16 protein-coding genes are annotated in these 20,713 nt (G+C 64.4%); 5 read left to right on the top strand and 11 right to left on the bottom strand.

Annotation, left to right across the window (positions count from 1 at the left end; all coding sequences use genetic code 11):
- Positions 1 to 14: 14 nt before the first annotated feature.
- The 7 genes from ACDI39_RS18370 to ACDI39_RS18340 form a co-directional block, all read right to left on the bottom strand.
- A complete protein-coding gene (locus ACDI39_RS18370) occupies positions 15 to 905 on the bottom strand; it encodes an ABC transporter permease subunit (RefSeq protein WP_225787632.1) in 891 nt (296 codons plus the stop codon).
- Positions 902 to 1,822, bottom strand: coding sequence for an ABC transporter permease subunit (locus tag ACDI39_RS18365; RefSeq protein ID WP_225787633.1), 921 nt, complete (start codon positions 1,820 to 1,822; stop codon positions 902 to 904). Before ACDI39_RS18365 ends, ACDI39_RS18370 begins: the two co-directional genes overlap by 4 nt.
- Complete coding sequence (gene potA / locus ACDI39_RS18360) at positions 1,819 to 2,961, bottom strand: polyamine ABC transporter ATP-binding protein (protein WP_225787634.1); 1,143 nt, start codon at positions 2,959 to 2,961, stop codon at positions 1,819 to 1,821. Before potA ends, ACDI39_RS18365 begins: the two co-directional genes overlap by 4 nt.
- 72 nt (positions 2,962 to 3,033) lie before the next feature.
- Complete coding sequence (locus ACDI39_RS18355) at positions 3,034 to 4,128, bottom strand: polyamine ABC transporter substrate-binding protein (protein ID WP_486536975.1); 1,095 nt, start codon at positions 4,126 to 4,128, stop codon at positions 3,034 to 3,036.
- 157 nt (positions 4,129 to 4,285) lie between these two features.
- Positions 4,286 to 5,383, bottom strand: a complete 1,098-nt coding sequence (locus tag ACDI39_RS18350; RefSeq protein WP_410045093.1) for a polyamine ABC transporter substrate-binding protein — start codon at positions 5,381 to 5,383, stop codon at positions 4,286 to 4,288.
- Positions 5,384 to 5,552: 169 nt separating this feature from the next.
- Positions 5,553 to 6,914 (bottom strand): aspartate aminotransferase family protein, encoded by a 1,362-nt coding sequence (locus ACDI39_RS18345; RefSeq protein WP_253079835.1) that lies wholly within the window; start codon positions 6,912 to 6,914, stop codon positions 5,553 to 5,555.
- A 48-nt stretch (positions 6,915 to 6,962) separates the two neighbouring features.
- Positions 6,963 to 8,321 (bottom strand): glutamine synthetase family protein, encoded by a 1,359-nt coding sequence (locus tag ACDI39_RS18340; protein ID WP_225787637.1) that lies wholly within the window; start codon positions 8,319 to 8,321, stop codon positions 6,963 to 6,965.
- A gap of 667 nt (positions 8,322 to 8,988) precedes the next feature.
- On the opposite strand from ACDI39_RS18340, the gene ACDI39_RS18335 reads away from it, so the two are divergent.
- The gene (locus ACDI39_RS18335) at positions 8,989 to 10,365 is read left to right on the top strand and encodes a glutamine synthetase family protein (RefSeq protein WP_225787638.1); all 1,377 of its coding nucleotides are present in this window, start codon (positions 8,989 to 8,991) and stop codon (positions 10,363 to 10,365) included.
- A gap of 81 nt (positions 10,366 to 10,446) precedes the next feature.
- On the opposite strand, the gene argA is transcribed toward ACDI39_RS18335, so the two are convergent.
- Together argA and argE are read right to left on the bottom strand one after the other, a co-directional pair.
- Positions 10,447 to 11,745 (bottom strand): amino-acid N-acetyltransferase, encoded by a 1,299-nt coding sequence (gene argA / locus ACDI39_RS18330; RefSeq protein WP_225787639.1) that lies wholly within the window; start codon positions 11,743 to 11,745, stop codon positions 10,447 to 10,449.
- A 124-nt stretch (positions 11,746 to 11,869) separates the two neighbouring features.
- The gene (gene argE / locus ACDI39_RS18325; RefSeq protein WP_253079834.1) at positions 11,870 to 13,012 is read right to left on the bottom strand and encodes an acetylornithine deacetylase; all 1,143 of its coding nucleotides are present in this window, start codon (positions 13,010 to 13,012) and stop codon (positions 11,870 to 11,872) included.
- Positions 13,013 to 13,159: 147 nt separating this feature from the next.
- Between argE and ACDI39_RS18320 the strand changes: the two genes are divergently transcribed.
- Complete coding sequence (locus ACDI39_RS18320) at positions 13,160 to 14,527, top strand: CYTH domain-containing protein (RefSeq protein WP_225787641.1); 1,368 nt, start codon at positions 13,160 to 13,162, stop codon at positions 14,525 to 14,527.
- A gap of 57 nt (positions 14,528 to 14,584) precedes the next feature.
- On the opposite strand, the gene ACDI39_RS18315 is transcribed toward ACDI39_RS18320, so the two are convergent.
- Positions 14,585 to 15,055, bottom strand: a complete 471-nt coding sequence (locus ACDI39_RS18315) for an Lrp/AsnC family transcriptional regulator (protein WP_225787642.1) — start codon at positions 15,053 to 15,055, stop codon at positions 14,585 to 14,587.
- A 126-nt stretch (positions 15,056 to 15,181) separates the two neighbouring features.
- Here ACDI39_RS18315 and ACDI39_RS18310 point away from each other — a divergent pair, with 126 nt between their 5' ends.
- The 3 genes from ACDI39_RS18310 to ACDI39_RS18300 all read left to right on the top strand — a co-directional run bounded on the left by ACDI39_RS18310 (position 15,182) and on the right by ACDI39_RS18300 (position 17,703).
- A complete protein-coding gene (locus tag ACDI39_RS18310; RefSeq protein WP_225787643.1) occupies positions 15,182 to 15,508 on the top strand; it encodes a hypothetical protein in 327 nt (108 codons plus the stop codon).
- Between the two features lie 111 nt (positions 15,509 to 15,619).
- Positions 15,620 to 17,299, top strand: a complete 1,680-nt coding sequence (locus ACDI39_RS18305; RefSeq protein WP_253079833.1) for a GspE/PulE family protein — start codon at positions 15,620 to 15,622, stop codon at positions 17,297 to 17,299.
- 89 nt (positions 17,300 to 17,388) lie between these two features.
- Positions 17,389 to 17,703, top strand: a complete 315-nt coding sequence (locus tag ACDI39_RS18300) for a DUF2388 domain-containing protein (protein WP_225787645.1) — start codon at positions 17,389 to 17,391, stop codon at positions 17,701 to 17,703.
- An 84-nt stretch (positions 17,704 to 17,787) separates the two neighbouring features.
- Here the strand turns inward: ACDI39_RS18300 and gcvP are convergent, their stop codons facing one another.
- Positions 17,788 to 20,661: an aminomethyl-transferring glycine dehydrogenase gene (gene gcvP / locus ACDI39_RS18295; RefSeq protein WP_253079832.1), complete on the bottom strand. Its 2,874-nt coding sequence runs from the start codon at positions 20,659 to 20,661 to the stop codon at positions 17,788 to 17,790.
- Positions 20,662 to 20,713: the final 52 nt, after the last annotated feature.

Raw genomic sequence — 20,713 nt, 5'->3', positions numbered from 1 at the left:
CCCCAGGAAGTGGATCAGGCGGATGCTGCAGCCGGTGGGCGCTGGCCCTCTGGCTGGCGCCACTCGCCGGCGGCACTCTCCTCGATCGCCTGCTGGATCGCCCGGCGGCGACGCTCTTCGGCGCGGCGGCTGAAATACCAGACCAGGAAGGTCATCAGCGATACCGACAGCAGGATCAGGCTGGCCACCGCGTTGATCTCAGGCTTCACGCCCAGGCGCACGGCAGAGAACACTTCCATCGGCAGGGTGGTCGAGCCCGGACCGGACACGAAGCTGGCCAGTACCAGGTCGTCCAGCGACAGGGCGAACGACATCATGCCGCCCGCCGCCAGCGACGGGGCGATCATCGGGATGGTGATCAGGAAGAACACCTTCCACGGCTTGGCCCCCAGGTCCATGGCCGCTTCCTCGATGGACAGGTCGAGCTCGCGCAGGCGCGCCGACACCACCACCGCCACATAGGCCGCGCAGAAGGTGGTGTGGGCAATCCAGATGGTGACGATGCCGCGCTCCTGGGGCCAGCCGATCATCTGGGCCATGGCCACGAACAGCAGCAGCAACGACAGACCGGTGATCACCTCGGGCATCACCAGCGGCGCGGTGACCAGGCCGCCGAACAGCGTGCGGCCCTTGAAGCGGGTCACCCGGGTCAGCACGAACGCCGCCAGGGTCCCCAGCGCCACCGCGGCGACCGCGGTGTAGCAGGCGATCTCCAGCGAGCGCATCACCGAACCCATCAGCTGGGAGTTGTCGAGCAGGCCGACGTACCATTTCACCGACCAGCCGCCCCAGACCGTCACCAGCTTGGAGGCGTTGAACGAGTAGATCACCAGGATCAGCATCGGCAGGTAGATGAACAGCAAGCCGAGCACCAGCATCAATGTGGAGAAACTGAAACGCTTCATGCCCTGCCCTCCATTTCCTTGGCCTGGCTGCGGTTGAACAGCAGGATAGGCACGATCAGGATCACCAGCATCACCACCGCCAGGGCGGACGCCACCGGCCAGTCACGGTTGTTGAAGAACTCCTGCCACAGCACCTTGCCGATCATCAGGGTTTCCGGGCCGCCGAGCAGCTCGGGGATGACGAACTCGCCCACCACCGGGATGAACACCAGCATGCAGCCGGCGATGATGCCGTTCTTCGACAGCGGCACAGTGATCTTCCAGAAGCTGTTGAAGGTGCTCGAACCCAGGTCCGACGCGGCCTCGAGCAGGCTTGGGTCGTGCTTCACCAGGTTGGCGTACAACGGCAGGATCATGAACGGCAGGTACGAATAGACCACGCCGATGTACACCGCCAGGTTGGTGTTGAGGATCTGCAACGGCTGGTCGATCACCCCGAGCCACAGCAGGAAGCTGTTGAGCAAGCCGTTGTTGCTGAGGATGCCCATCCAGGCATAGACGCGGATCAGGATCGCGGTCCAGGTCGGCATCATGATCAGCAGCAACAGTACGGTCTGGGTTTCCTTGCGTGCATTGGCGATGGCGTAGGCCATGGGGTAGCCGATCAACAGGCACAGCAGGGTGCTGAAGAAAGCGATCTTCAACGAGCCCAGGTAGGCCGAGATGTACAGTTCGTCCTCGGTCAGCAAGCCGTAGTTGGCCAGGTTCAGCACCAGCTGCACCTTGTCCTCGACGTAGCTGTAGATCTCCGTGTAGGGCGGGATCGCCACGTCGGCTTCGGCGAAGCTGATCTTCAGGACGATGAAGAACGGCAGCATGAAGAACAGGAACAACCAGATGAACGGCACACCGATCACCAGGTGGCGCCCCTGCGGGGTGACCTTGTTGAGTGCTCGCTTGAGCTTGCGGATGTTCATGAGCGCAGTACCACGCCGCTGTCGTCTTCCCACCAGACGTACACGTCGTCGCCCCAGGTCGGCCGGGTACCCTGGCGCTCGGCGTTGGCGACGAACGACTGGACGACCTTGCCGGTGGGCAGCTCCACGTAGAACACCGAGTGGCCGCCCAGGTAGGCGATGTCGTGGACCTTGCCGCGCGACCAGTTGTGCTCGCAGGTCGGCTGCTCGGTGGTGACCAGCAGCTTCTCCGGCCGCAGGGCATAGGTGATGCGCTTGTCCTCGACCGAGGTCGTGACGCCATGGCCCACATAGATGTTGCGCTCGAGCTCCGGCGAGGCGATCAGCGCGTGGCCCTCGGCATCGTCGACCACTTCACCCTCGAACAGGTTGACGTTGCCGATGAATTCGCAGACCAGGCGGCTGGTCGGGGTCTCGTAGACGTCCACCGGCGAGCCGATCTGGGCGATCCAGCCCAGGTGCATGATGGCGATGCGCTGGGCCATGGTCATGGCCTCTTCCTGGTCGTGGGTCACCATCACGCAGGTCACGCCGACCCGCTCGATGATCTCGACCAGTTCCAGTTGCATCTGCGAGCGCAGCTTCTTGTCCAGCGCGCCCATGGGTTCGTCGAGCAGCAACAGCTTCGGCCGCTTGGCCAGCGAACGGGCCAGGGCCACACGCTGGCGCTGGCCACCGGAGAGCTGGTGCGGCTTGCGCTTGGCGTACTGGGTCATGTGCACCAGCTTGAGCATCTCGGCCACGCGGGCGTCGATCTCGGCCTTGGGCATCCTGTCCTGTTGCAGGCCGAAGGCGATGTTCTGCGCCACGGTCATGTGTGGGAACAGGGCGTAGGACTGGAACATCATGTTGATCGGCCGCTCGTAGGGCGGCATGTCGGTGATGTCGACGCCATCGAGGAAGATCCGCCCTTCGGTCGGGCGCTCGAAGCCCGCCAGCATGCGCAGCAAGGTCGATTTGCCGGAGCCGGAGCCACCCAGCAGGGCGAAGATCTCGCCCTTGCTGATTTCCAGGGACACATCGTCCACAGCTACCGTTTCGTCGAACTTTTTCGTGACCCGATCGATCTTGACCAGCACCTGCTTGGGCTGCTGGCTACCCTCGAGGGCTTTCTTATAGGCTCCGGAGGCAACTGCCATGAATGAAACTCCCAACAAGATTTTTATGCCCGCACACCCTGTCGCTGCAGGGCGCGCGGCGGCTCTGGATTGTTATTTGCCCGACTTGACCTTGGTCCAGCTGCGGGTCATCAAACGTTGTACCTTGGGTGGCAACTCGGCATTGACGAACATCTTGTCCAGTACTTCCTGCGGTGGGTAAACCGCAGCGTCAGTCCTCACATCCTGGTCCATCAGGTCGCCAGCCTTGGGGTTGGGGTTGGCATAACCGACGTAGTCACTGACCCGGGCGATAACCTCAGGCTTCAGCAAGTAGTTGATGAAGGCATGGGCCTCCTTGGCGTTGCTGGCATCCTTGGGGATGGCCAGCACGTCGAACCAGAGGTTGCCGCCTTCCTTGGGAATGGCGTAGGCCAGCTTCACGCCCTTGCCGGCCTCTTCGGCGCGGGCCTTGGCCTGGAATACATCGCCGGAGAAGCCGGCGGCGACGCAGATGTCGCCGTTGGCCAGGTCGGTGATGTACTTGGAAGAATGGAAGTAGGTCACGTAGGGACGCACGGCCAGGAGCTTCTCCTCGGCCTTCTGGTAGTCCTTGGGGTCGGTGCTGTTGGGGTCCAGGCCCAGGTACTGGAGGACCGCCGGCAGCATCTCGTCGGCCGAATCGAGGAAGGCCACGCCGCACTTGGCGAGCTTTTCCATGTTCTGCGGCTCGAACAACACCGCCCAGGAGTCGATCGTGTCGGTGCCCAGCGCGGCCTTGACCTTCTCGACGTTGTAGCCGATACCGTTGGTGCCCCACAGGTAAGGCACGGCGTACTGGTTGCCCGGATCGTTCTTCTCGAGGCGCTTCATCAGCGCCGGATCCAGGTTGGAATAATTGGGCAGCAGGCTCTTGTCGAGCTTCTGGAAAGCGCCCGCCTTGATCTGCTTGCCGAGGAAATGGTTGGACGGCACCACCACGTCGTAGCCGGTACGGCCGGCCAGCAACTTGCCTTCCAGGGTTTCGTTGGAGTCGAAGACATCGTACTTGGCCGCGATACCGGTTTCCTTCTGGAAGTCGGCAAGGGTCGTCGGGCCGATGTAGTCGGACCAGTTGTAGATGTGCACCGTAGGCGCTGCTTGGACGCCGAATGCCAGCGTCAGACCCGCTCCAGCCATCATGGCCTTGCGAAATATGGAAATAGACAAGTGGGTGGTCCTCTCAATCAGTGCCTGTGACGGCGCGAAGCGGCCGTACACGCAAAACCGGCGCGCAACTTACCTTCGCGGCATCGATGCCGCAAACTTATTTGCCTCACATCGCCTCTGGGCCGGGAAGCCCCGGCCCAGAGGGCCCGCGACGGGCTTACTTGCCCGACTTGATCTTCGTCCAGCTGCGGGTGATCAGACGCAGGGTGCCTGCATCCTGGTCGCTGATCGCATACAGCTGCTTCTTCACGTCATCCGAGGGGTAGATGCTCGGGTCGCCGGAGATTTCCTTGTCCACCAGCGGGGTGGCCGCCTTGTTACCGTTCGGGAAGCGCACGGCATTGGTGATCTCGGCCATGATTTCCGGCTGCATCAGGAAGTCCATGAACTTGTAGGCGCCTTCGACGTTCGTGGCGTCCTTGGGGATGGCGACCATGTCATAGAAGGTACCGGCGCCTTCCTTCGGAATGACGTATTCCAGCTTGACCTTGTCGCCGGCCTCGTGGGCACGGGCCTTGGACTGCTCCAAGTCGCCCGAGTAGCCGACGGCCACGCAGATGTTGCCGTTGGCCAGGTCGGAAATGTACTTGGAGGAATGGAAGTAGGTGATCGACGGCCGGACGCTCAGGAACAGCTCCTCGGCGGCCTTCAGGTCCTGCTTGTCCTTGCTGTCGGTCGGCTTGCCCAGGTAGTGCAGGGCCGCCGGGATCATCTCGGTCGGAGCATCGAGGAAACTCACGCCGCAGCTCTTGAGCTTGGCGATGTTCTCCGGCTTGAACACGGCATCCCACGAGTCGATCTTGTCCACGCCCAGCGCGGCCTTGACCTTCTCCGGGTTGTAGCCGATGCCGATGGAGCCCCACATGTAGGGGAAGGCGTACTTGTTGCCCGGGTCGCTGGCATCACCGACGGCCTTGAGCAGGTCTTCGTCGAGGTTCTTCCAGTTCGGCAGCTTGGAGCGGTCCAGCTCCTGGTAGACGCCGGCCTTGATCTGCTTGGCCAGGAAGTTGTTCGATGGCACGACCACGTCGTAGCCGGACTTGCCCGCCAGCAACTTGGCTTCGAGGGTCTCGTTGCTGTCGAAGACGTCGTAGACCACCTTGATGCCGCTCTGCTTCTCGAACTTGGCCACGGTTTCCGGGGCGATGTAGTCCGACCAGTTGTAGACGTGCAGCACCTTGTCGTCAGCCTGAACAGCGGTCGCCATGACACCCATCAGGGCCGTGGCCAGCAGCGTCTTGCCCATTTTCTTCATGCGTAATGCTCCAGAATTTATTATCAAGCCATCTGTTCAGCAGCCAAGATCCCACGGTGCAGCGCTGGGCGACTGAAACAGCCGCTAGTCTGGCAAGTTACAAGGCGCTGTTTCAAGGAAAGCAGGGCCTTGTAACCGCTTAATGTCACTTCGCTAGCGTAGCAGGCGGTCACCGGACCGCTTCGAGCGTCAGGTCCAGGCATTTGCGCGCCTTTTCCACCAGCTCGTCGACCTCCTCACGGCTGATCACCAGAGGCGGTGCGATGATCATGGTGTCGCCCACCGCACGCATGACCAAGCCGTTTTCGAAGCAGAAATTACGGCAGATCATGCCCACGCCCTTGCCTTCGTAGCGGCTGCGGGTCGCCTTGTCCTTGACCAGCTCGATCGCGCCGAGCAGGCCCAGGCCGCGTACCTCGCCCACCAGCGGGTGGTCCTGCAGCTCACGCAGACGCTTTTGCAAATAGGGTGCCGTTTCCGTGCGGGCACGCTCGACGATCTTCTCGTCGCGCAGGATACGCAGGTTTTCCAGGCCCACCGCGGCCGCCACGGGGTGACCGGAGTAGGTGAAGCCGTGGTTGAAGTCGCCGCCCTCGCTGAGCACCTGGGCCACGGTGTCACGCACGATCACACCGCCCATGGGGATGTAACCGGAGGTCAGGCCCTTGGCGATGGTCATCAGGTCGGGTTGCAGGTCGTAGTAGTCGGAGCCGAACCACTCGCCGGTGCGGCCGAAACCGCAGATCACTTCGTCGGCGACGAACAGGATGTCGTACTTGGCGAGGATCTCCTTGATCTTCGGCCAGTAGGTCTCGGGCGGGATGATCACACCGCCAGCCCCCTGGATCGGCTCGGCGATGAAGGCGGCGACCTTGTCCTCGCCGACTTCCAGGATCTTCTTCTCCAACTGCTCGGCGGCCCAGACCCCGAATTCGTCCGGGGTCATGTCGCCCCCTTCGCCGAACCAGTACGGCTGCGGGATGTGCACGATGCCAGGGATCGGCAGGCCGCCCTGCTCGTGCATGCCGCTCATGCCACCGAGGCTGGCGCCGGCCACGGTGGAGCCGTGGTAGCCGTTGACCCGGCCGATGATGGTCTGCTTGCCCGGCTTGCCCTTGAGCGCCCAGTAGTGGCGCACCATGCGCAGCACGGTGTCGTTGCCCTCGGAGCCGGAGCCGGTGAAGAACACATGGGTCATGCCCTTGGGCGCCACGTCGGTGATCGCCTTGGCCAGCTCCAGCGCCGGCGGGTGGGCGGTCTGGAAGAACAGGTTGTAGTACGGCAGTTCGCGCATCTGCTTTTCGGCCGCCTGCACCAGCTCTTCACGGCCATAGCCGACCGCCACGCACCACAGGCCCGCCATACCGTCGAGGATCTTGTGGCCCTCACTGTCCCACAAATGCACGCCCTGGGCCTTGGTGATGATGCGCGGCCCCTTCTCCTTCAGCTGCTTGTAGTCGCTGAAGGGAGCCAGGTGGTGCTCACCGCTCAGGGTTTGCCATTCACGGGTTTGCGGGTTGTTGACGCTCATGTGCTTCTCCGTTATCCGACAGCCGCGCTCCTGCGGCCCCAGGGTTGATCAGACGGCAAACAGCAGGAACTCGCGCTCCCAGGAGCTGATTACCCGTTTGAAGTTTTCATGTTCCGCCCGCTTGGTGGCGACATAGCCGGTGATGAATTTCTTGCCCAGGTACTGGTCCAGGGCCCGGCAGTTCTGCATGCGCTCCAGCGCATCCTCGATGGTCAGCGGCAGGCGCAGGTTACGCCGCTCGTAGCCCCGCCCCTGGACCGGCGCGCTGGCACCGATGCCTTCGACCATGCCGATATAGCCGCACAGCAGGCTCGCGGCGATGGCCAGGTAGGGGTTGGCGTCGGCGCCCGGCAGGCGGTTCTCCACGCGGCGGTTCTGCGGGCCGGCGTCCGGTACGCGCAGGCCGACGGTGCGGTTCTCTTCGCCCCATTCGACGTTCACCGGTGCCGAGGTGTCTGGCAGGAAGCGGCGGAACGAGTTGACGTTGGGGGCGAACAGCGGCAGCGCCTCGGGAATGAACTTCTGCAGGCCGCCGATGTGGTTGAGGAACAGCTCGCTCATGCTGCCGTCCTCGTTGGCGAAGATGTTCTTGCCGGTGGCGACGTCGACCACGCTCTGGTGCAGGTGCATGGCGCTGCCCGGCTCGCCGGTCATGGGCTTGGCCATGAAGGTGGCCGCCACGTTGTGCTTGAGCGCGGCCTCGCGCATGGTGCGCTTGAACACCAGGATCTGGTCGGCCAGGTGCAGGGCGTTGCCATGACGGAAGTTGATCTCCATCTGCGCCGTGCCGTCTTCATGGATCAGGGTGTCGAGGTCCAGCTGCTGCAGCTCGCACCAGTCGTAGACGTCCTCGAACAGCGGGTCGAATTCGTTGGCGGCCTCGATGGAGAACGACTGGCGCCCGGTTTCCGGACGACCGGAGCGGCCCACCGGCGGTTGCAGCGGGAAGTCCGGGTCTTCGCTGCGCTTGGTCAGGTAGAACTCCATCTCCGGCGCGACGATCGGCTGCCAGCCCTTGTCGGCATAGAGCTTGAGGACTTTCTTGAGTACGTTGCGCGGCGACAGCTCGACCGGGTTGCCCTTCTTGTCGTAGGTGTCGTGGATCACCTGGGCGGTCGGCTCGATCGCCCAAGGCACGAGGAACACCGCGTTCTCGTCGGGGCGGCAGATCATGTCGATGTCGGCCGGGTCCAGCAGTTGGTAATAGATGTCGTCGTCGACGTAGTCGCCGGTCACGGTCTGCAGCAGGACACTCTCGGGCAGGCGCATGCCTTTTTCGGCGATGAACTTGTTGGTAGGCGAGATCTTGCCGCGGGTGATGCCGGTCAGGTCGCTGATCAGGCATTCGACTTCGGTGATCTTGTGCTCTTTCAACCAATCGGTGAGCTGGTCGAGGTTGTTACTCATAAATACCTCAGGAGGTAATGTGGCCCGGCCGGCGAAAGCCGGGCGCCGCTGACGCCTGGCGTCGGTCAAGGGGGTTGCCGTGCGACCCGAACGGCCGCGGCAGACCCGTGCCTTGATTCTGGATGGAGTGGATTGCTAAAGCAAAAACCCCCGCGCAGGACGACAGTGGATACACGCCAGTGGAGTGCGTCCGGGCAGAACTCGAAGGGCAGATGAGCGAAAAAGCGTGCAGTAAACTGCTACGAAAGGAGGATGGGCTGTACCCGCCGTCAATTATTGCGGCCAGAGCGCTCACGCGATCGGCGATGCGTGCGAAGCCCTTGCGGCAAGTGACGGAAATACCTGACTGCGCGGCGCAGGCGGCGCTTTCAGGTCGCGGCAGGCGGACCATGTGACCCTCGTATTATTGTGTTCTGGGTTGAGACCGAGCTTAGCCTTGTTCATTTTTTTACACAACACCTCTGTAAAAAATAAAACACGTTAAGCCCGAGATAGCCCTTCCACGGCAAAATAGCGGATAATGGCACGCCCCTATATGCAGCAAATCTGCCGTCGATGTGCCATTTCAGGGCATCATGGGGCTGGCTTGACTTCACCTGGTCTTTCGGATTGACTGGGCTTGCAAGCCCCCCTTGATTGATATTTTTAACAACAAAGGTGTTGCATCATGTCGGTACCCCCGCGTGCCGTTCAGCTTAACGAAGCGAACGCGTTCCTTAAGGAACATCCCGAGGTTCTCTACGTTGACCTTCTGATTGCAGATATGAATGGTGTGGTGCGTGGCAAACGCATCGAACGCACCAGCCTCCACAAGGTTTACGAGAAAGGCATCAACCTGCCCGCCTCCCTCTTCGCCCTGGATATCAACGGTTCCACCGTCGAGAGCACAGGCCTTGGCCTGGACATCGGCGATGCCGACCGCATCTGCTACCCGATCCCCGGCACCCTGTCCAACGAACCCTGGCAGAAGCGCCCCACCGCCCAGCTGCTGATGACCATGCACGAGCTCGAAGGCGAGCCGTTCTTCGCCGACCCGCGCGAAGTGCTGCGCCAGGTGGTGAGCAAGTTCACCGACATGGGCCTGACCATCTGCGCGGCGTTCGAGCTGGAGTTCTACCTGATCGACCAGGAGAACGTGAATGGCCGTCCGCAGCCGCCGCGCTCGCCGATCTCCGGCAAGCGCCCGCAGTCGACCCAGGTCTACCTGATCGACGACCTCGACGAATACGCCGACTGCCTCCAGGACATCCTCGAAGGCGCCAAGGAACAAGGCATCCCGGCCGACGCCATCGTCAAGGAAAGCGCCCCGGCGCAGTTCGAGGTCAACCTGCACCACGTCGCCGACCCGCTCAAGGCCTGTGACTACGCGGTGCTGCTCAAGCGCCTGATCAAGAACATCGCCTACGACCATGAGATGGACACCACCTTCATGGCCAAGCCCTACCCGGGCCAGGCAGGCAACGGCCTGCATGTACACATCTCCGTGCTGGACAAGGATGGCAACAACATCTTCACCAGCGAGGATCCCGAGCAGAACGCCGCGCTACGTCACGCGGTCGGCGGTGTGCTCGAGACCCTGCCCGCGTCCATGGCGTTCCTCTGCCCGAACGTCAACTCCTACCGCCGCTTCGGTGCGCAGTTCTATGTGCCGAATGCGCCGAGCTGGGGCCTGGACAACCGTACCGTGGCCCTGCGCGTGCCGACCGGCACCCCGGACGCCGTGCGCATCGAGCACCGCGTGGCCGGCGCCGACGCCAACCCGTACCTGATGATGGCCGCTGTCCTGGCCGGCGTGCACCATGGCCTGACCAACAAGGTCGACCCAGGCACTCCGATCGAAGGCAACGCCTACGAGCAGCTGGAGCAGAGCCTGCCGAACAACCTGCGCGATGCCCTGCGTACGCTGGACGACAGCGAGATCCTGAACAAGTACATCGATCCGAAGTACATCGACATCTTCGTCGCGTGCAAGGAGAGCGAGCTGGAGGAGTTCGAGCATTCGATCTCCGACCTCGAGTACAACTGGTACCTGCATACCGTGTAAACGAAAACGCCGCCCCCAGATGTGGGAGCGGCCTTTCGCGACACAAGGCCGCTCCCACACAGAAACCGCGCTACAGGCTACTTACAGGGGCTTCTCGAAGATCTTCGAATTGCGCTGGTAGTTGTACAGCGACGCCCGCGCCGCCGGCAGCCGCTCCACGCCACTGGGCGCGAAGCCACGCTCGCGGAACCAGTGGGCGGTACGGGTCGTCAGCACGAACAAGGTCTTGAGCCCAAGCTTGCGCGCCCGGCTCTCGATCCGCTCGAGCAACTCGTCCCCCCGCCCACCATGGCGATACTCCGGGTTCACCGCCAGGCACGCCAACTCCCCCGCCTCGGAATCGGCGATCGGGTACAACGCCGCGCAGGCGATGATCATGCCGTCACGCTCGACCACGCTGAACTGCTCGATCTCCCGCTCCAGCACCTCGCGCGAACGCCGCACCAGGATGCCCTGCTCTTCCAGCGGGCTGATCAGCTCCAGCAGGCCGCCGACATCCTCGATCGACGCCTCGCGGACGATCTCGAACTGCTCCTGGGCCACCAGGGTGCCGCCGCCATCACGGGTGAACAGCTCGGTGAGCAGCGCACCGTCCTCGGCATAGCTGACGATATGGCTGCGCGCCACGCCGCCCTTGCAGGCCTCGGCCGCAGCGTCCAGCAACTCGCCCTGGTAGTCGCTGCCCAGGCGCAGCAGGTGCGGTGCGACCTGCTGCGGACGCAGCTCGCGCACCAGCTTGCCGTGCTCGTCGAGCAGGCCCGACTCGGCACCGAACAACAGCAGCTTGTCGGCTCCCAGCTCGATGGCGGCGCGGGTCGCCACGTCCTCGCAGGCCAGGTTGAAGATCTCGCCGGTGGGCGAATAGCCCAGGGGCGACAGCAGCACGATGGAGCGCTCGTCCAGCAGGCGGTTGATGCCCTTGCGGTCGATCCGCCGCACCTCGCCGGTGTGGTGATAGTCGACCCCTTCGAGCACGCCGATCGGCCGGGCGGTGACCAGGTTGCCGGCGGCCACCCGCAGGCGCGAGCCCTGCATGGGCGACGCCGCCATGTCCATGGACAGGCGCGCCTCGATGGCGATGCGCAGGGCGCCCACCGCATCGATCACGCATTCGAGGGTCGCCGCGTCGGTGATGCGCATGCCGCGGTGGTAGTGCGGGGTCAACCCGCGGGCGGCCAGGCGGCTCTCGATCTGTGGACGAGAGCCATGCACCAGCACCAGCCGCACGCCGAGGCTGTGCAGCAGCACCAGGTCATGGACGATGTTGCCGAAATTGGGATGCGCCACCCCATCGCCGGGCAGCATGACCACGAAGGTGCAGTCGCGATGGGCATTGATGTACGGGGAGGCATGACGTAGCCAGTTGACGTATTCGGGCATGACGGGGCCTGTGGATAAGTGAACGGAGAACGGCGAAACGGACGCGGTTCAAAATCATCGTCGGAACAGGCTTGCGGTCACGCGCGCTCTCCTCTAGGCAGGAACGAATCAGGTCAATGGACGTTTAGCTCAGGCAATAATGCCGGATCAGGTCACGCAATAGACGTACGGTAGGCTCGATTCGTGACATTTCCAGGTATTCGCCCGGCTGGTGGGCGCAGGCGATGTCACCGGGGCCGAGCACGATGGTCTGGCAACCGAGTTGCTGAAGATAAGGCGCTTCGGTGCCGAAGGCCACCGCTTCGGCGCGATGGCCGGTCAGACGTTCGGCCAATTGCACCAGCTCGGCATCGGCGGCCTGCTCGAACGGCGGCACCTCGGGGAACAGCGGCGCATAGTCGATCTGCACCTCGAAACGCTCCGCCACCGGCACCAGCTTCTCGCGGATCGCCGCACGCAACTGCTCGGCGTCCATGCCCGGCAAGGGGCGCAGATCGAACTCCAGGGCACACTGGCCGCAGATACGGTTGGGGTTGTCGCCACCGTGGATGCAACCGAAATTCATCGTCGGCGTCGGTACCGTGAACTGCGGGTTGCGATAGGTCTGCTGCCATTGCTGGCGCAGCCCCATCAGCTCGCCCATCAGCGCATGCATGGCTTCCAGGGCGCTGCGGCCCAGGCTCGGGTCCGACGAGTGGCCACTGCGACCAAGGACCTCGATGCGCTCCATGAGAATCCCCTTGTGCATGCGGATCGGCCGCAGGCCGGTAGGCTCGCCGATCACTGCCGCACGCCCCAGAGGCTGCCCGGCCTCGGCCAGGGCGCGGGCGCCGGACATGGAGCTTTCTTCGTCGCAGGTGGCGAGGATCAGCAGCGGTCGCTTGAAGCCATGCTCCAGCAAGGGCCTGACCGCCTCGATGACCAGGGCGAAGAAGCCTTTCATGTCGCAACTGCCCAGGCCTATCCAACGGCCATCGACTTCGGTCAGCGTCCACGGGTCGCTGGCCCACAAATTCGGGTCGCAAGGCACGGTATCGCTGTGTCCGGCCAGCACCAGGCCGCCCGGGCCGCTGCCACGGCTGGCCAGCAGGTTGAACTTGCCCGGCGTGACCTGGCGGATTTCGCAGGCGAACCCCAGGTCGCCCAGCCAGCTGGCCAGCAGATCGATGACCTGGCGGTTGGACTGGTCCAGCGCAGGCTGGGTACAACTGACCGAGGGGGCGGCGATCAGGGCGGCGAACTGGTCTTTCAGCGACGGCAAGGGCATGCACGTTCTCCTCGGAATCGTTGCCCATCATAGCAACGCACGCCCGTCCCCGGGCAAGCTGACGGCCCGCCCCCAGCAGTAAACCCACAGTGCGCAAGCGACTCCTGTAAACTGCCTGGCAACGATGCCCTCTCCTTCGAGCCTGCGATGCACAAAGAAACCGAACTCAAGCTCCGTGCCAGCCGCGAAACCCTCGCCGCGCTGCGCGAGCACCCCTTGCTGAAAAAGCGCAACAAGTCCGGCTGGCAGACCCGCGAGCTGCTCAACCAGTACTTCGACACCCCGGCCCGCGACCTCGCCGCCGCCCGCGTCGCCCTGCGCCTGCGCCGCGACGGCGAGGTGATCATCCAGACCCTCAAGTGCCGTGGCCAGAGCGTGGCCGGCCTGTCCGAGCGCAACGAGTACGAATGGTACCTGGACAAGGTCAAGCTCGACCTGAAGAAGCTCGACGACAGTTGCTGGCCGGCGCAATTGGCCGACCTGGACAAGAAGACCATCAAGCCGCTGTTCACCACCGACTTCACCCGCGAATACGCCGAGATCGCCTGGGGCCGCGGCAAGGCCAAGGTGGTGATCGAGGCCGCCCTCGACCAGGGTTTCGTCATCGCCGGCAAGCGCAAGGAAGCGATCAGCGAACTGGAGCTGGAACTGCGTGAAGGCGCCCCCGAAGCCCTGCTGGAGCTCGCGGCGGAGCTGGCCGCCAGCCTGCCGCTGATGCCTTGCGACATCAGCAAGGCCGAGCGCGGCTACCGCTTGCTCGAGCCCGATAGCTACGAATTGAGCCTGCCGAGCACCCAGCTGGACGCCGAGATGGCGCTGGACGACGCCTTCGCCGCCCTCGCCTGGCAGTTGTTGGGCAGCAGCCAGCGCCTGGCCGAGCAATACCGCCACAACGGCCACTGGCGCCTGCTGCAGGACTGGGTCGGCTGCCTGGTCGAACTGCGTGCCCTGGTCGGCAGCCTGGGCCAGGCTGCGCCACGGGCCAGCACCCGCACCCTGCGCACCAGCCTCGATGCCCTGCTGGAAGACTGGCGTCCACTGGTACACGCCGGCAACGACGACGAGGACGTGCGCCGCGCCGCCCCGGAGCAGTTCGCCGAGGAGCTGGAAGACACCCGCTGGGGCCAGTTCTCCCTGGAGACCTCGCGCTGGCTGCTGGCTCGCGCCTGGACCGCCGAACGCACCGGCCGCGGCGAGCGCCAGGGCAAGGCGCAACTGGCCAGCTGGCTGCTGCACCTGCTCGCCGAGGAAGCCCGCGCCCTGCAGTTGCCACTGTATGCCCAGCGCCCGGAAGACCTGGCCGAGCAACTGCCACGTATCGAGCGCCTGCAGGCCTGGCTGCACCATGCCCGCCAGGTGGTCGAGGCGCCGCAGCTGGACCGTCTCTATGGTGAGCTGAACAAGCTGCACCAGTTGGCCGAACGGCCACTGTCGGATGAGTTGCTGGAAGCCCGCGTCGAGCAGGCACGTCTGGTGGACAAGAGCCGCGCCTGGAAGCACCTGCTCAAGGCTTGAGCCACCCGGGGCCGCCGAAGCGATATTGGGGCTGCTTTGCAGTCCCAACTGGCGGCATCACCGCCCCAGCGGCAAGCTGGTCGTGGACTTGATCTCCGACAACGCGACGATCGAGTTGACCTCCTGGATCCCCGGCACATTCGACAGTTTCTCGAAGAAGAAACGCTCGTAAGCCTCGATGTCCGAGGTCACGATGCGCAGCAGGAAGTCCACCGACCCCATCAGCACATAGCACTCCAGCACCTCTGGAAAGCCCCGGATCGCCTCGGTGAACTCGGTGAAGTTGGAGCGCCCGTGGGCGTTGAGCTTCACTTCGGCGAATATCTGCGTGTTCAGGCCGACCTTCTTGCGATCGAGCAGGGTCACCTGGCCACGGATCACCCCTTCCTCCTTGAGCCGTTGGATACGCCGCCAGCACGGCGATTGCGACAGGCCCACGCGCTCGGCAATCTGCGCGCTGGACAGCGAGGCGTCTTCTTGCAGCAGCGCCAGGATGCGTCGGTCGTAGGCGTCCAGCTCACCTTGCATGAATGATTCTCCAATCTGCCTAATGACGAATAGATCTATCTGCCCAATAGGCAAATTGATGGAATCATAGCGAAAAAATACCCGCCAAGGCGTGCAAGAATTTCTCCCTCACCGATGGAGACCGGCATGAACGCACTCGAACGGCCCGACACCCCGCACCGCACCGACACCTGGGCCGCCAGCGCCGTCCACTGCACCGTGCACTACCGCCTGCAGGCCGAAGCCGAGCCAGACAGCCTGTGCCGGGTGCTCAACCTGTTCGCCTTGCAGTTCCTCACGCCACATCGCGTCCAGGTCAACCAGCGGGATGACCTGCTCGACATCGAAGTGGGCGTCGACGGCCTGAGCTGGCACCGGGCCGAGGTGATCGCGCAGAAGCTGCGCAACCTAGTGTGCGTGGGTGACGTCAGCCTGGAGAACATGCCGAAGATGGTCGAACTCGCGGTGGGCTGAACTCATCGCGCAAGGCCCGTGCCGCAAGATCCGGAAACCCTTTGCCAGCGCGCATCTGCTTCCCCCCGGCTAGCCTTCCCCAGGACACCTACACCTGGCACGGACGCCGCCATGTATACCGACCAACACCATGCCCTGGACCTTAATCGCCTGCTCGACGCCCTGCTGGCCGAGCGACGCCTGGACGCCAACGACGTCATGCGCGTGCTCGAACGGGCCGCCAGCCACCCCGACGAACATCCCCTGGAAACCCTCGCCAGCCTGGCCCTGGACGATCGCCAGCAGCCCGGCCAGCGCCTGGACCTGGACAGCCTGGGCCAGTGGCTGGCCGGCAAGGTGGGCCAACCCTACCTGCGCCTCGACCCGCTGCAACTGGAGCTGTCGCAGGTCGCCGGGCTGATCTCCCCTGCCTTCGCCCAGCGCCATGGCATCCTCGCCGTGGCGGTCGATGAACACGGCGTCACCGTGGCCAGCGCACAACCCTGCCAGCGCGACTGGGAAATCGACCTGGCCCGCAGCCTGGGCAAGCCGATCCGTCGCGTGCTGGCCAACCCGGTGCAGATCCGCCAACTGGGCCAGACCTTCGTGCGCCTGGCCCACTCGGTACAGGGCGCGCAATACCAGGCCACTGGCCTGGGGGAGCTGGAGCAACTGCTGGAGCTTGGCAAGCGCCAGGCCGAAGCCAGCGCCGACGATGCCCATATCGTGCACATCGTCGACTGGATCCTGCAGTACGCCATCGAGCAGCGCGCCAGCGACATCCACCTCGAACCCGGCCGCGAGCAGGGCCGCCTGCGCTATCGCATCGACGGCCTGCTGCACACCGTCTACGCCTTCCCCGCCGGGGTCACCCTGGCGCTGGTCAGCCGCCTGAAGCACCTGGGGCGCATGGACGTAGCCGAAAAACGCCGCCCCCAGGACGGCCGCCTGAAAAGCCGCCTGCCCGGTGGAAGCGAAGTGGAACTGCGCCTGTCCACCCTGCCGACGCCCTTCGGCGAGAAACTGGTGCTGCGCCTGTTCGATCCGCAACAGTTGCACGAAGACTTCGACAACCTGGGCCTGGATGGCGAACTGCTGCAACGCTGGCAGGCCCTGCTGCGCCAGCGCCAAGGCATCATCCTGGTCACCGGCCCGACCGGTTCGGGCAAGACCAGCACGCTCTATGCCAGCCTCAAGCAACTGGCCACGCCGCAGGTCAACCTGTGCACCATCGAAGACCCCATCGAACGCCTGGAGCCAGCCTTCAACCAGTTGCAGGTCCAGCCTGCGCTGGACCTGGGCTTCGCCAATGGCGTGCGCGCCCTGCTGCGCCAGGACCCAGACATCATCATGATCGGCGAGATACGCGACCGCGAGACCGCCCAGGTCGCAGTCCAGGCCGCCCTCACCGGGCACCTGGTGCTCTCGACCCTGCACACCAACGATGCCTGCGGCGCAGTGACCCGCCTGCAGGAGCTTGGCGTAGCCGACTACCTGATCAAGGCCACCCTGATCGGCGTCATGGCCCAGCGCCTGGTACGCACCCTATGCCAGGACTGCCGGGGCAGTGCCCAGCACGGGGCAGCCTCCTGCCGGACCTGCCGGAGCACCGGCTATCACGGCCGCACCGGCCTGTTCGAGCTGCTGCTGCCGGGCGAGCGCCTGCGCGCCAGCATCGGCCCCGGCACGGACCTCGCCGCCTTGCGCCAGTTGGCCCTGGCCGAGGGGCTGCGCGATCTGCGGCGCTGCGGGGACGAAAAAGTGGCTCGCGGCCTGACCAGCCCAGCGGAAGTGCTACGGGTCTGTTCCTGAGGAAAACCCCTTGTATACAGGGAACTTACGTCATCGCGACACGCTCAAAGTGGTCATCCACAGCCCTCACCAACCGAGGTGAAACCATCATGCGTCTTAAAACCGCCATCGCAGTCACTGCCCTGCTCTCGCTACCCTTTGGCTCTGCCCTGGCCGACACCTTCTGGCGCAATATCATCTCGTCAGGCGCGACCACGGCATCGACCTACCTGACGTTCAAGGACCACAAGCTGATCGTTGCCGCCCAGGACGACGCCGGCAGCTTCGTCGCCAGCGACGGCGCGATCCGCGGGCCGTTCCTGGAGGCGGCGATCCGCCAGGTGCGTGCCGACAATCCGGGTGTGCAAGCCAGCGACATGGAACTGGCCAACGCGATCCTGGCCAAGAATGCCGTCGTCGAATAAACCTCCTCGGGCGAGCTTCGAGGTCGCTCACCCTGTAGGCGCGTTGTAATCCTGGGGCTGCTTTGCAGCCCCAAAGCCAATCCCTCAGCGATACGCCCCCACCGGCACGCACGCACAGAACAGGTTCCTGTCCCCATACACATTGTCGACCCGGTTCACCGCCGGCCAGTACTTGTGCTGGCGCACGTGAGCGCTGGGCGCAACGCCCTGCTCCAGGCTGTATGGCCGCTCCCACGGCGCCAGCACGTCGGCCAGGGTATGCGGCGCATGCTTGAGCGGGTTGTCCTCGGCGGGCCAGTTGCCCTCTTGCACCTCGCCGATCTCGGCGCGGATCGCCAGCATGGCCTCGACGAAACGGTCCAGTTCGGCCTTGGACTCGCTCTCGGTCGGCTCGACCATCAAGGTACCCGGCACCGGGAACGACATGGTCGGCGCATGGAAGCCGTAGTCCATCAGGCGCTTGGCCACGTCTTCCTCGGTGATGCCGGTCAGCGCCTTCAACGGCCGCAGGTCGAGGATGCACTCGTGGGCCACGCGCTGGTTGCGCCCACGATAGAGCACCGGGAAAGCCCCGCCCAGCTGGCTGGCCAGGTAGTTGGCCGAGAGGATCGCCACCTCGCTGGCGTCGACCAGTTGCGGCCCCATCATGGCAATGTACATCCAGCTGATCGGCAGGATGCTGGCGCTACCCCAGGGTGCGGCGCTGACCGCGCTGTTGTTCGGGTCCAGGCCCGGAACCGGTACCACCGGGTGGCTGGCGACGAATGGCTGGAGATGGGCGCGCACGCCGATCGGCCCCATGCCTGGGCCACCACCGCCATGGGGGATGCAGAAGGTCTTGTGCAGGTTCATGTGCGAGACGTCGGCGCCGATGTCCGCCGGCCGCGCCAGGCCGACCTGGGCATTGAGGTTGGCGCCGTCCATGTAGACCTGTCCCCCCTGCCGGTGGACCACCTCGCAGATCTCGCGGATACCTTCCTCGTACACACCGTGGGTCGACGGATACGTGATCATCAGGCAGGAAAGCCTGTCCCCGGCGGCATGGGCCTTGGCCTTGAGATCGTCGATATCGACGTTGCCATCGTCGTCGCACTCGACGATCACCACCTCCATCCCCGCCATCTGCGCCGACGCCGGGTTGGTGCCATGGGCCGACGACGGGATCAGGCACAAGGTGCGCTGGGGCTGGTGGCGGCTGCGGTGATAGCGGGTGATCGCCATCAACCCGGCGTATTCACCCTGGGCACCGGAGTTCGGCTGCATGCAGATGGCATCGAAACCGGTGATGGCGCATAACCAGCGTTCCAGCTCGTCGATCATCGCCTTGTAACCCTGGGCCTGGGCCTCTGGCACGAAGGGGTGCAACTGGGCGAACTGCGGCCAGGTGATGGGAATCATCTCGCTGGTGGCGTTGAGTTTCATGGTGCAGGAACCCAGCGGGATCATCGACTGGTTCAGCGCCAGGTCCTTGTTCTCCAGTTGCTTGAGGTAACGCAGCATCTCGGTTTCGCTGTGGTGCAGGTTGAACACCGGGTGCTCGAGCAAAGGTGTGCGGCGCACCAGAGCTGCGGGAATGCCTTCGGGCAGGGCCTTGTGGTCCAGCTCGGCGATGTCCAGGTCGTGGTCGACGCCGAGGAAGATGTCGAACAGGCGTAGCACCGTTTTTTCCGTGCAGGTCTCGTCGAGGCTGACGCCCAGGTGGCCACGGCCGAGGATGCGCAGGTTGATGTGCGCAGCCTCGGCGCTCTCGATGATGGCCGCCTGGGTGCCGCCCACGTCGAGGGTCAGCGTGTCGAAGAAGTGCGCATTCAGCCGCTTGATGCCCTTTGCCTCCAGCCCGGCGGCGAGGATGAAGGTCAGCCGGTGCACCCGCTGGGCGATCCGTCGCAGCCCCTCGGGGCCGTGGTAGACCGCGTAGAAACCAGCGATGTTGGCCAGCAGCACCTGGGCGGTGCAGATGTTCGAGTTGGCCTTCTCACGGCGGATATGCTGCTCGCGGGTCTGCAGGGCCATGCGCAGGGCGGTATTGCCACGGGCATCGCGGGACACGCCGATGATGCGCCCTGGCATGGCCCGCTTGAACTCGTCGCGACAGGCGAAATAGGCCGCGTGAGGGCCACCGTAGCCCATGGGCACGCCGAAGCGCTGGGTCGAGCCGAGCACCACGTCGGCACCCTGTTCGCCTGGCGGCGTGAGCACCACCAGGCTGAGGATATCCGCGGCGACACAGGCCAGGGCGTGTTGGCCGTGCAACTGGTCGATCAGAGGCCGCAAGTCGCGCACCTCGCCATGGGTGTCGGGGTATTGCAGCAAGGCGCCGAACACCGAGTGCTGGCCCAGGTTATCCACGGAGTCGACGATCAGTTCGAAGCCGAAACCCTCGGCGCGGGTGCGCAGCACCGAGAGCGTCTGCGGATGGCAGTGCTCGTCGGCGAAGAATGCGTTGCTCTTGCTCTTGGCCACGCGCCGGGCCAGGGCCATGGCCTCAGCGGCGGCCGTCGCCTCGTCGAGCAGCGAAGCGTTGGCCAGGGGCAGGCCGGTGAGGTCGATGACCATTTGCTGGAAGTTCAGCAGCGCCTCCAGACGCCCTTGGGCGATCTCCGGCTGGTAGGGCGTATAGGCGGTGTACCAGCCTGGGTTCTCCAGCACGTTGCGCAGGATGACGGTCGGCGTGACGGTACCGTGGTAGCCCATGCCGATCAGGCTGGTCCAGACCTGGTTCTGCCCGGCGTACTCGGCCAGCCTGGCCAGTGCTGCCTGTTCATCCAGGGCGGGCGGCAGGTCGAGAGGGCGATCGAAGCGAATGCCTGGCGGGACGGTCTGCTCGATCAGTTCGCTGCGGCTGGCGACGCCGAGGGCGTCGAGCATGGCCTTCTGCTCCGAGGCGTCAGGCCCCAGGTGACGATGCAGGAAGGGGTTGAGCTCTTGCAGTTGACTCAGGGATGGCGACTGGGACATGGCGACGCTCTCTTCCTAGACCAGGTCTCATGGAGACTTATAAGTCTAGGAA

The sequence above is a fragment of the Pseudomonas sp. Tun-23181 genome (genome assembly GCF_057415455.1).
This window is presented reverse-complemented; position numbering and strand designations above follow the sequence as displayed.